Origin of the sequence: Stenotrophomonas sp. PS02297, assembly GCF_029959705.1 — a bacterium.
GTDB classification, from domain to species: domain Bacteria; phylum Pseudomonadota; class Gammaproteobacteria; order Xanthomonadales; family Xanthomonadaceae; genus Stenotrophomonas; species Stenotrophomonas nitritireducens.
On sequence record NZ_JASCOS010000121.1, the window covers coordinates 1 to 10,678 of the forward strand.

The 10,678-nt window shown below is 69.5% G+C and carries 8 protein-coding genes; 4 read left to right on the plus strand and 4 right to left on the minus strand.

The window, feature by feature from the left end; translation table 11 throughout:
• Nucleotides 1–351: 351 nt before the first annotated feature.
• From QMX80_RS16325 to QMX80_RS16335, 3 genes are all read right to left on the minus strand, one after another.
• A complete protein-coding gene (locus QMX80_RS16325; protein ID WP_055771764.1) occupies nt 352–960 on the minus strand; it encodes an LON peptidase substrate-binding domain-containing protein in 609 nt (202 codons plus the stop codon).
• A gap of 235 nt (nt 961–1,195) precedes the next feature.
• On the minus strand, nt 1,196–2,557 hold the full coding sequence (gene mpl, locus QMX80_RS16330; RefSeq protein ID WP_282278200.1) for a UDP-N-acetylmuramate:L-alanyl-gamma-D-glutamyl-meso-diaminopimelate ligase: 1,362 nt from the start codon (nt 2,555–2,557) through the stop codon (nt 1,196–1,198).
• A gap of 288 nt (nt 2,558–2,845) precedes the next feature.
• Nucleotides 2,846–3,409, minus strand: coding sequence for an adenylate kinase (locus QMX80_RS16335; protein ID WP_282278201.1), 564 nt, complete (start codon nt 3,407–3,409; stop codon nt 2,846–2,848).
• Between the two features lie 149 nt (nt 3,410–3,558).
• Between QMX80_RS16335 and QMX80_RS16340 the strand changes: the two genes are divergently transcribed.
• Complete coding sequence (locus QMX80_RS16340) at nt 3,559–4,815, plus strand: 6-phosphofructokinase (RefSeq protein ID WP_282278202.1); 1,257 nt, start codon at nt 3,559–3,561, stop codon at nt 4,813–4,815.
• 501 nt (nt 4,816–5,316) lie between these two features.
• Here QMX80_RS16340 and QMX80_RS16345 read toward each other — a convergent pair.
• Nucleotides 5,317–5,820 (minus strand): hypothetical protein, encoded by a 504-nt coding sequence (locus QMX80_RS16345; RefSeq protein WP_282278203.1) that lies wholly within the window; start codon nt 5,818–5,820, stop codon nt 5,317–5,319.
• Between the two features lie 264 nt (nt 5,821–6,084).
• Between QMX80_RS16345 and QMX80_RS16350 the strand changes: the two genes are divergently transcribed.
• The 3 genes from QMX80_RS16350 (at nt 6,085) to QMX80_RS16360 (ending at nt 10,284) form a co-directional block, all read left to right on the plus strand.
• Nucleotides 6,085–8,115 carry a sodium-translocating pyrophosphatase gene (locus QMX80_RS16350; RefSeq protein WP_055771948.1) on the plus strand — a complete coding sequence of 677 codons (2,031 nt, stop codon included), beginning with the start codon at nt 6,085–6,087 and terminating at the stop codon, nt 8,113–8,115.
• A gap of 354 nt (nt 8,116–8,469) precedes the next feature.
• Nucleotides 8,470–9,006: an inorganic diphosphatase gene (ppa, locus tag QMX80_RS16355; protein ID WP_055771780.1), complete on the plus strand. Its 537-nt coding sequence runs from the start codon at nt 8,470–8,472 to the stop codon at nt 9,004–9,006.
• A gap of 162 nt (nt 9,007–9,168) precedes the next feature.
• Nucleotides 9,169–10,284, plus strand: a complete 1,116-nt coding sequence (locus tag QMX80_RS16360) for an HDOD domain-containing protein (RefSeq protein ID WP_282278204.1) — start codon at nt 9,169–9,171, stop codon at nt 10,282–10,284.
• The last annotated feature ends 394 nt before the right edge of the window (nt 10,285–10,678 follow it).

Genomic DNA, 10,678 nt, shown 5'->3' on the forward strand with positions numbered 1-10,678 from the left:
GCCGGGCGCCGCCCGGCGCTACAGAGCCCCGCCGCCTTGTAGAGCGGGGCAACGCCCCGCTGGAGCCTTCCCGGCGAAGCCCCGCCGGGCGCCGCCCGGCGCTACAGACCCCCGCCGCCTTGTTAGAGCGGGGCAACGCCCCGCTGGAGCCTTCCCGGCAAAGCCCCGCCGGGCGCTGCCCGGCGCTACATAGCCCTGCCGCCTTGTAGAGCGGGGCAACGCCCCGCTGGAGCCTTCCCGGCGAAGCCCCGCCGGGCGCTGCCCGGCGCTATAGAACCCCGCCGCCTTGTAGAGCGGGGCAACGCCCCGCTGGAACCTTCCCGGCGAAGCCCCGCCGGGCGCTGCCCGGCGCTACAGCTCGGCTTCCGCCGGTGGTTCGAAATCGGGAATCCAGGTGAGCAGCTGGTCCAGGCGCTGGTGCGGGTCGTCTTCCTGCAGCAGCACCAATCGCTGCTCATCCTCCAGCGGCAGCAGTTCGGCCAGCCGCCAACCCACCCATGCCGCCTGGTCCAGCTGCGCAGGCCCGGCGCCGGCGAATTCGCCGCCGGCCTGCTCGAGGATGCGCTCCAGCAGCAGCCCCAGCAGCGCATGCTCGGGCCGCAGTTCGTCGTCGTGATCCGGATCGCGCCATTCGACCTCGGCCACCACCAGGCCGTTGTCGCGCACCCGCGTGCGGTTGACGTGGAAACGGCGCGCGCCGCGCAGGCGCAGCTCCAGCACGCCATCGGCGCCGACATCGAAATCCTCGACCAGCGCCTCCACGCCCCAGGCCGCGGGCGTGGCCGGCGCGCCGACTTCCTCGCCCTCGAGGATCAGGCAGATGCCGAAGGTGCCGCCCTGGCGGCCGCATTCGCGCACCAGGTCCAGGTAGCGCGCTTCGAACACGCGCAGGCCGAGTGCGGCGCCGGGCAGCAGCACGCCGTGCAAGGGGAACAGGGGCAAGGTTTGCGTGTCGGTCATCGGCCTGGCCGGACTCCGGGAACAGTGGGATACACGATGAGGGTAGCGCAGCGGCGGTTATCTCTCCGCCACGATGGATTGCCTGTGGACCATCGCGGGCGGACTTGCGCCTAGCGGACTGGTTCCGCCCACGATTGCCCTCGCCCGGTCCGGCCGCTATGCGGGCACGGACACCCCGCTCGCATGGAGCCGGCGCGGCGGCAGCGCCGACGCGCGCCCGGCAGGCGCATCAGCCCTAGCCCTGCAGTTGCGCGAGGAAGCGGCGTGGCGCGCCGTCGAAGCCGCCGTTGGACATGAACACCACGTGGTCGCCGTCGCACACCGCCCCGCCCAGCCGCGCCAGCAGCGCGTCGGTGTCGGCCACCGCCTGCGCATCGCCACGCACCGCCGCGATCACCCCGGCCGCATCCCAGGGCAGCTCCGGACGGGCGAGGAACACCACCGCATCGGCGATGTCCAGCGACGGCGCCAGCGCCTGCGCGTGCGCGCCCAGGCGCATCGAATTGCTGCGCGGCTCCATCGCCACCACGATCCGCGCAGCGCCGACCTTCGCGCGCAGTCCTTCCAGCGTGGTGTGGATGGCGGTGGGATGGTGGGCGAAATCGTCGTAGATGGTCACGCCGCGCGCCTGCCCGATCACTTCCAGGCGGCGCTTGACGCTGTGGAAGCCGGCCAGCGCCGGCGCCACCGCGGCCACGTCCACGCCCACCGCATGCGCCGCGGCCAGCGCGGCCAGGCCGTTGAGCACGTTGTGGCGGCCCAGCAGCGGCCAACGCACCTGCGCCACTTCCGCGCCACGATGCAGCACCGCGAACGCGCTACCGTCCTGTTCGAGCAGGCGCGCGCTCCATTCCAGCGCGGGGTCGAAACCGAAGCGCTCCACCGGCGTCCAGCAGCCCATCGCCAGCACTTCGGCCAGGCGCGCGTCCTCGCCGTTGACGATCAGCCGGCCGCGGCCGGGCACGGTGCGCACCAGGTGGTGGAACTGGCGCTGGATCGCCGCCACGTCCGGGAAAATGTCGGCGTGGTCGTATTCCAGGTTGTTGAGGATCGCCACCAGCGGCCGGTAGTGGACGAACTTGCTGCGCTTGTCGAAGAACGCGGTGTCGTATTCGTCGGCCTCGACCACGAACTCGCGGCCCTGGCCGATGCGCGCGGACACGCCGAAATCCTCGGCCACGCCGCCGATCAGGAAACCCGGCTCGCGCCCGGCCGCCTGCAGCAGGTAGGCCAGGATCGTCGTGGTGGTGGTCTTGCCGTGGGTGCCGGCCACGGCCAGCGTGTCGCGGCCGGGCAGCACGTTTTCGGCCAGCCACTGCGCGCCGCTGGTATAGCGCCGGCCCGCATCGAGCACCGCCTCCACCGCCGCGTTGCCGCGCGAGAGCGCATTGCCGATCACGACTTCGTCGCAATCGGCGCCGATGTTGCCCGGCAGGTAGCCCTGCGCCAGGGCGATGCCCAGCGTTTCCAGCTGGGTGGACATGGGCGGATACACCGCCTGGTCGCTGCCTTCGACCGGATGGCCGAGTTCGCGGGCCAGAGCGGCAACGCCGCCCATGAAAGTACCGGCGATGCCGAGGATATGGATCTTGCTCATGCGCCGATTGTCGCCGATGCGCCGACGCTCGGGTACGCCATGGCGGTGACACCCCTACCGTTCTGTAGGGAAAAATCCTATACCGTCGCAGGACATTCGTACCGAGAATGCACGGGCCAGCCGTAGTATCCCTAAGGTCCTACTCCCCAAGAGGCCCATCCCCAGGGAGCTCATGCTGCGGGGCTCTGAGCACGCCCATCTGCTGGCCCCTCTATGACGAACGCCCCGGACCAGCGCATGGCCCGGGGCGTTCGTTTTTTGCGTTCCGGCAGCGCCGGAACGGCGTCATCAATGCTTGATGGCGGCCAGAATGCGGGCCAGCACCTCGTCCAGCTCGCCCACGCCGTCGACGCGGGCCAGGGTGCCCTTGGCGGCGTAGAAATCGATCACCGGCGCGGTGGAATCGTTGTAGACCTGCAGGCGCTGGCGCACCGATTCGGGGTTGTCGTCGGCGCGGCCCTGCTCCTTGGCGCGGCCGGCGATGCGCTCGACCAGCAGCTCGGTCGGCACGTCCAGCTGCACGATGGCGTCCAGCGGCTGCTGCAGGCGTGCCAGCAGTTCGCCCAGCGCGTTGGCCTGGGCCACGTTGCGCGGGTAGCCGTCGAGGATGAAGCCATTGGCGACCTCGGCCTGGGCCAGGCGCGCTTCCAGCATGCCCAGCAGGATGTCGTCGGACACCAGGTTGCCGGCATCCATCACCGCCTTGGCCTGCCGGCCCAGCTCGGTGCCGGCGGCCACTTCGGCGCGCAGCAGGTCACCGGTGGAGATGTGCGGAATCTGCAGTTCTTCCTTCAGGCGGGTCGCCTGCGTGCCCTTGCCCGAACCGGGCGGTCCCAACAGAACCAATCGCATTCCTGACTCCCTTGATATGTAGAGGACGTTTCTTCCAGGGACGGACAGCGGCGTTAGACTCATGGGCCGATTCACGCTGCACCGCAATAACGCAGCTTACCGCATCCGGCCAATGTCCCGGAAATGTCCCCGCCCGGAGAGTCCCGCCCATGTCCCGAGGTACCCTGCTCTACGCCCAGTCCGGTGGCGTCAGCGCCGTCATCAATGCCACTGCCTCGGCCGTGATCGCCGAAGCAAGGGCGAAGAAAATCAAGGTGTTGGCGGCACGCAACGGCATCCTGGGCGCCCTGCGCGAGGACCTGATCGACACCTCGAAGGAATCGGCCGCCAGCATCGCCGCGCTGGCCCATACCCCGGGCGGCGCATTCGGCTCGTGCCGCTACAAACTCAAGTCGCTGGAGGCGGACCGCGCGAAGTACGAGCGCCTGCTGGAGGTGCTGAGGGCGCACGACGTGCGCTGGTTCCTCTACAACGGCGGCAACGATTCGGCCGACACCGCGTTGAAGGTCTCGCAGCTGGCGGAGGAGTTCGGTTATCCGCTGACCTGCGTGGGCGTGCCCAAGACCATCGACAACGACCTGGCCGTCACCGACACCTGCCCGGGCTTCGGCTCGGCCGCCAAATACACCGCCGTCTCGGTGCGCGAAGCCGCCTTGGACGTGGCGGCGATGGCCGAGACCTCCACCCGCGTCTTCATCCATGAGGCGATGGGCCGCCACGCCGGCTGGCTGGCCGCCGCGGCCGGGCTGGCCGGGGAGAATCCCGACGACGCGCCGCAGATCATCCTGCTGCCCGAACGCGCCTATGACGAAGCCGCCTTCCTGGCGAAGGTGAAGCAGGTGGTGGCGAAGGTAGGCTGGTGCGTGGTGGTTGCCAGCGAAGGCATCCACACCGCTGATGGCCGCTTCGTCGCCGATGCCGGCGGCGCTGCCGATTCGTTCGGCCACACCCAGCTCGGCGGCGTCGCCTCGTACCTGGCCGGCCGGGTCAAGGCCGAGCTCGGCTACAAGGTGCACTGGACCCTGCCCGACTACCTGCAGCGTTCGGCCCGCCATGTCGCCAGCAAGACCGACTGGGAGCAGGCGCAGGCCGTCGGCAAGGCAGCGGTGCGGTTCGCGCTGGAGGGACGGAACTCGGTGATGCCGGTAATCGTGCGCACGTCCGATGCGCCGTACCGCTGGAAGATCGAGGCCGCGCCGCTGTCGAAGGTGGCCAACCACGAGAAGAAGATGCCGGCCGGCTTCATCCGCAAGGATGGTTTCGGCATCACCGGAAAGGCGCGCCGCTACCTGCAGCCACTGATCCGCGGCGAAGCGCCGCTGCCCTGGGGCCGCGACGGCCTGCCGAAGTACGTGACGCTGAAGAACGTGGCGGTGGCGAAGAAGCTTCCGGACTGGGAAGGCTGAGCCGCGCGTCATTCGGCGACGCACGACGGATGCTTTTTCGGCGAAGCCCCAGCGGGGCCTTGCCCCGCTCTACAAAGATGTCGGCGATCTGTAGCGCCGGGCAACGCCCGGCGGGGCTTGGCCGGTAATGCCCCAGCGGGGCGTTGCCCCGCTCTACAAGATGTCGGCGATCTGTAGCGCCGGGCAACGCCCGGCCGGGCTTGGCCGGTAATGCCCCAGCGGGGCGCTGCCCCGCTCTACAAGATGGCGGCGATCTGTAGCGCCGGGCAACGCCCGGCGGGGCTTGCCCGGTAATGCCCCAGCGGGGCGTTGCCCCGCTCTACAAAGATGGCGGCGATCTGTGGCGCCGGGCAGCGCCCGGCGGGGCTTGGCCGGTAAGGCCCCAGCGGGGCGTTGCCCCGCTCTACAAGATGGCGGCGATCTGTGGCGCCGGGCAACGCCCGGCGGGGCTTGCCCGGTAATGCCCCAGCGGGGCGTTGCCCCGCTCTACGCCGGCTGCGGTCAGCGGCAGGGTTTGCCTTCCATCGCCAGGTTCACCGCGAATGCCGGCAACGACGCCAGTTTGCCGGCTTCGGCCTGCTGGCGGGCTTCGCCCAGGTAGACACGCAACTGGCCCTGCCCATCGCGGGTCATTGGCTGTTCGACCGGACGCCGCCAGACTTCGACCACCGCCTGCAGGCCCGGGCAGGCCGCGGCGGGAATGCGGATGCGATCGTTGAGCCGCCAGCCGTCCTTGCCCGGCTGGACCTGGGCGAAGTCCAGCAGCGCCGCGCGCGGCTGGCAGCGCGCATCGGTGCGCACCAGTTGCATGTCGTAGGGCGCATCGGCCTGGCCGGTGAAACGACCTTCGATGCGGGTGCAGGCTTCGGGAATCTGCCGCACGGTGTGCACCGCCCCCGTCGCCTGCGCGGTCCCGGGTGGACGCTGTATCTCCGGTTGCGCCGCCGCGGGCGCCTGCGCGCCTGCGGCCAGCGGAAGCAGGGCCAGCAAGGGTATCGGCAGCATTCCACGCCCCATCTTCATCGGCCAGCCTCGCTGATCATGGAAAGCAGCACGGTGCCAGCCCGGCGCTGAACGCAATGGCAAGCGTGACCGACCCGTGACAGTGAACGGCAGCTGACCCATACTCGCCACGGCTCCAGGAAAAGTTGAACACCGCGACACGCACCACGGCCGCTGCATGGCTCCGGGTCTGTTCCAGTGCTTCATCCCCGGCGTGTCCCGCGTTCAGCTGTTGCTGGGCGACATCCACCTGTGCTGGAGGGGTTCATGCTGGAACACTACGGTCTCGTCTTCGCCCTGGCGTGCGCGGTCATCGCCATCGCCTATGGTCTGTTCGCCGCGCGCTGGGTCTTGCGCCAGCCGGCCGGCAACCCGCGCATGCAGGAGATCGCTTCGGCGATCCAGGAAGGCGCGCGCGCCTACCTCAACCGCCAGTACCTGACCATCGCCATCGCCGGCGTGGTGCTGTTCGTGCTGGTGGGCATTTTCCTGAGCTGGTACACCGCGGTCGGTTTCGCGGTCGGCGCGGTGCTGTCCGGCGCGGCCGGCTACATCGGCATGAACGTCTCGGTCCGCGCCAACGTGCGCACCGCAGAGGCCGCGCGCAACGGCATGAGCGCGGCGATGGACGTGGCGTTCAAGGGCGGTGCGATCACCGGCATGCTGGTGGTGGGGCTGGGCCTGCTGGGCGTGGCCGGCTACTACCTGCTGTTGACCCGGCACCTGGGCGTGACCGGCGAGGCCGCGCTGCACGCGCTGGTCGGGCTGGCGTTCGGCAGCTCGCTGATCTCGATCTTCGCGCGCCTGGGCGGCGGCATCTTCACCAAGGGCGCGGACGTGGGTGCCGACCTGGTGGGCAAGGTCGAGGCCGGCATCCCCGAGGACGACCCGCGCAACCCGGCGGTGATCGCCGACAACGTCGGCGACAACGTCGGCGACTGCGCCGGCATGGCCGCCGACCTGTTCGAGACCTACGCAGTGACGGTGATCGCCACCATGCTGCTGGGCGGGCTGATGATCGCCGAGGCCGGGCACAACGCGGTGTTGTATCCGCTGGTACTGGGCGGCGTGTCGATCATCGCCTCGATCATCGGCGCGTTCTTCGTCAAGGTGAAAACCGGCGGCTCGATCATGGGCGCGCTCTACAAGGGCGTGATCGTCTCCGGCGTGCTGGCGGCCATCGCGTTCTGGCCGGTGACCACGCAGCTGATGGCCGACTCCAGCTACGGCGCGACCAACCTGTACCTGTGCGCGCTGATCGGGCTGGTGCTGACCGGGCTGATCGTGTGGATCACCGAGTACTACACCGGCACCCAGTACAAGCCGGTGCAGCATGTGGCGCAGGCCTCGACCACCGGCCACGGCACCAACATCATCGCCGGCCTCGGCGTGTCGATGAAATCCACCGCGCTGCCGGTGGTGGCGGTCTGCGCGGCGATCTGGGGCGCGTTCCACTTCGGCGGGCTGTACGGCATCGCCATCGCCGCCACCGCGATGCTGTCGATGGCCGGCATGATCGTCGCGCTCGACGCCTATGGCCCGATCACCGACAACGCCGGCGGCATCGCCGAGATGGCCGAGCTGCCGAGCGACATCCGCGACATCACCGACCCGCTCGACGCGGTGGGCAATACCACCAAGGCGGTGACCAAGGGCTATGCGATCGGCTCGGCGGCGCTGGCGGCCCTCGTCCTGTTCGCCGACTACACCCACAACCTGCAGGCCGCGCACCCGGGCGAGAGCTTCGCCTTCGACCTGTCCGACCATTACGTCATCATCGGCCTGCTGATCGGCGGCCTGATCCCCTACCTGTTCGGCGCGATGGCGATGGAAGCGGTGGGCCGCGCCGCCGGCGCGGTAGTGGAGGAAGTGCGCCGCCAGTTCCGCGACATCCCCGGCATCATGCAGGGCACCGGCAAGCCGCAGTACGACAAGGCGGTGGACATGCTGACCCGCTCGGCGATCCGGGAAATGATCGTGCCCTCGCTGCTGCCGGTGGCGGTGCCGATCGTGGTCGGCCTGCTGCTGGGGCCACGCGCGCTCGGCGGCCTGCTGATCGGCACGATCGTGACCGGCCTGTTCGTGGCGATCTCGATGACCACCGGCGGCGGCGCCTGGGACAACGCCAAGAAGTACATCGAGGACGGCCACTTCGGCGGCAAGGGCAGCGAGGCGCACAAGGCAGCGGTGACCGGCGATACCGTCGGCGATCCCTACAAGGACACCGCCGGCCCGGCGATCAACCCGCTGATCAAGATCATCAATATCGTCGCGCTGCTGCTGGTACCGCTGCTGTAACCGTAGCCGGCTGCGCACGGCACCCCCGCCCTTCCCCCGCCCTGCGGGGGAAGGGATCGGGACGGGGCAGCGCATCGGGCGCTGATCGGACTCATCGCTGTCGTGGCGTCGTCGCTCGCCACCCCGGTGCACGGGTGGAGGGGAGCAAGGAACGAACGAGGGCAACGCAGCCCGTTTCTCCTCCCGCCCCCTCTGTCTCCCGCTGGCCGGGGCCGCAATCCCGGCCGTGCGGCTTCGGCCCCGGCGCTCACTCCTTCCCTGCCCGCTCCCCGCCCGCCCCGTCCTTTGGTGCGCCGCACCAGCGGCAGGCGTAGAATGGCCGTCTTCTGTCAAACGCACGATTCGGAGCAGCGCATGGGTCTGGAACTCGTTTCCGCGGGCAAGAACCCCCCGGAAGAAATCAACGTCATCATCGAGATTCCGAAGGATTCGGAACCGGTGAAGTACGAAGTGGACAAGGAATCGGGCGCGATCTTCGTCGACCGCATCCTCTCCACGCCGATGCGCTACCCCTGCAACTACGGTTACGTCCCCAACACCCTGGGCGGCGACGGCGACCCGGCCGACGTGCTGGTGGTGCTGCCGCTGCCGCTGGTGCCCGGTTCGGTGGTGCGCTGCCGCCCGGTCGGCGTGCTGAAGATGACCGACGAGGCCGGCAGCGACGAGAAGATCCTGGCCGTGCCGGTGTCGAAGATCTTCAGCGGCTACGGCCACGTGGAAGACATCGCCCAGGTTTCCAGCCACTGGCTGGAGCGCATCGGCCACTTCTTCGAGCACTACAAGGACCTGGAAAAGGGCAAGTGGGTCAAGATCGAAGGCTGGGGCGACGCCGCCGAGGCCAAGCGCATCCTGGTCGAGGCCCAGCAGAGCTTCGCCGCCAAGCAGGCCTGAATCGTGCCGGCGGCGCCTCTGGGGAGGCGGCCGCCGCCAGCGACGACGATCACGTTTCATGCGCGCCGGGCATGACCTCGGCGGGGTGTTCCGCTACATTGACAGGCCGGTTTTCCGGCCTGTTCCGGTCGCAGCCGGACGGTTCCATTTGGGGGAAGTGTCTTGCGTATCCTGCTAGTCGGTGACGAAGCCAGCCTGTCGGCCGATCTCCTCGAATACATCACCGACCTGGGCGAGGAGTGGCAGGTCCAGACCGCCCCGGATGGCAATGCCGCCATCGCCACGGTGGCGTCCAGCGTGATCGACGCGGTCATCGTGGCCCCGCTCCTGCCCGACCTCACTGCCGCCACCCTGCTCGGCCAGATCCGGACCCTGCGCCCGGAGACGATCCGCATCGCGCTGATCGATGCCGCGCAGAGCCAGCGCGCGCCCGCGGCCCGCATCATCGGCGTCGCGCACCGCTTCCTGCCGCTGCCGCTGTCGCCGGAAGTGCTGCTCGAGGCGCTGACCAGCCTTGAGGAACTGCGCGAGCTGCTGGACAGCCCGCGCCTACGCGCCGCCATCGGCCGCATCGAAAAGCTGCCCTCGCCGCCGCACCTGTACCTGAGCCTGATGCATGCGCTGGAAGAGGACGAGAACAGCGACGCCAACGACATCGCCAAGCTGGTATCGGCCGACCCGGCCATCGCCGCCAAGGTGCTGCAGCTGTCCAACTCCGCCTTTTTCAACAGCGGCCGCGCGATTTCCGACCTGCGCGGCGCGGTGACCCGGCTGGGCCTGTCCACCCTGCGCGACCTGGTGCTCGCCAGCGAAGTGTTCTCGGTGCCGTCGGTCTCCCCCGCCGAGCGCAACGCACTGCAGGCGCGTGCCCTGACCGCCTCGCGCCTGGCCGCGAAGATGCTGCCGTCCTCCAGCTCCGAACTCGGCTCGACCGCGGCCCTGCTGGCCGATATCGGCCTGCTGCTGCCCGGCGTGCGCGACGAGCGCGAGCCCGCGGCCGAAGGCGACGAACGCCCCGGCCATGCCGAGGCCGGCGCCTACCTGCTGGGCCTGTGGGGCCTGCCGATGCCGATCATCGAAGCGGTCGCTTTCCACCTGCAGCCGCAGCGCTCGAACGTGCGCAGCTTCTGGGTCACCGGCGCGGTGCACGTGGCCACGGCCCTGGTCGGCGGCAGCCAGGTGGACGAGCAGTACCTGGAACGCACCGCGGTGCTGCCGCGGCTCGACGGCTGGCGCGAGATGGCCAACGACTTCGCCGGGCTGGCCGCCACCGCCTGAGGCGGCAATCGACGAATGCACCTGCAACGGCCGCACGGGATGCGGCCGTTTCTTTTTGGTCCGGCTGCGGAAGAACGACGTGCCTGCAGCCGAAGACATCCGGCGAAGCGGAGTAACGCCCGGCGCGACCCTCCCGGCAGATTCTGGCCGGGCGCCGCCCAGCACTGCGGAAACGATATTCCGCCCGTATGTCGATATTCCGCTCGCATGCGTAGAGCGGGGAAACGCCCCGCCTGGGCCAGCCCGGTAAAGCTCCAGCGGGGCGTTGCCCCGCCCTGCAGGGATGCGTCTGCCGAGCCCACGACCGGGTTTGCCTGTGGAAGAACAAAGAAAAAGGGGGGGGCGTGGGGGCCCCCCCTCGGCAGGGCGGGGACGAACTGGCTTGGTGAGCAGC

Coding starts and splice junctions, on each gene's coding strand:
- QMX80_RS16325 (WP_055771764.1), bottom strand. CDS start 960: ATGACCGACACGCAAACCTTGCCCCTGTTCCCCTTGCACGGCGTGCTG.
- QMX80_RS16350 (WP_055771948.1), top strand. CDS start 6,085: ATGCTGGAACACTACGGTCTCGTCTTCGCCCTGGCGTGCGCGGTCATC.
- QMX80_RS16335 (WP_282278201.1), bottom strand. CDS start 3,409: ATGCGATTGGTTCTGTTGGGACCGCCCGGTTCGGGCAAGGGCACGCAG.
- mpl (WP_282278200.1), bottom strand. CDS start 2,557: ATGAGCAAGATCCATATCCTCGGCATCGCCGGTACTTTCATGGGCGGC.
- QMX80_RS16340 (WP_282278202.1), top strand. CDS start 3,559: ATGTCCCGAGGTACCCTGCTCTACGCCCAGTCCGGTGGCGTCAGCGCC.
- ppa (WP_055771780.1), top strand. CDS start 8,470: ATGGGTCTGGAACTCGTTTCCGCGGGCAAGAACCCCCCGGAAGAAATC.
- QMX80_RS16345 (WP_282278203.1), bottom strand. CDS start 5,820: ATGCTGCCGATACCCTTGCTGGCCCTGCTTCCGCTGGCCGCAGGCGCG.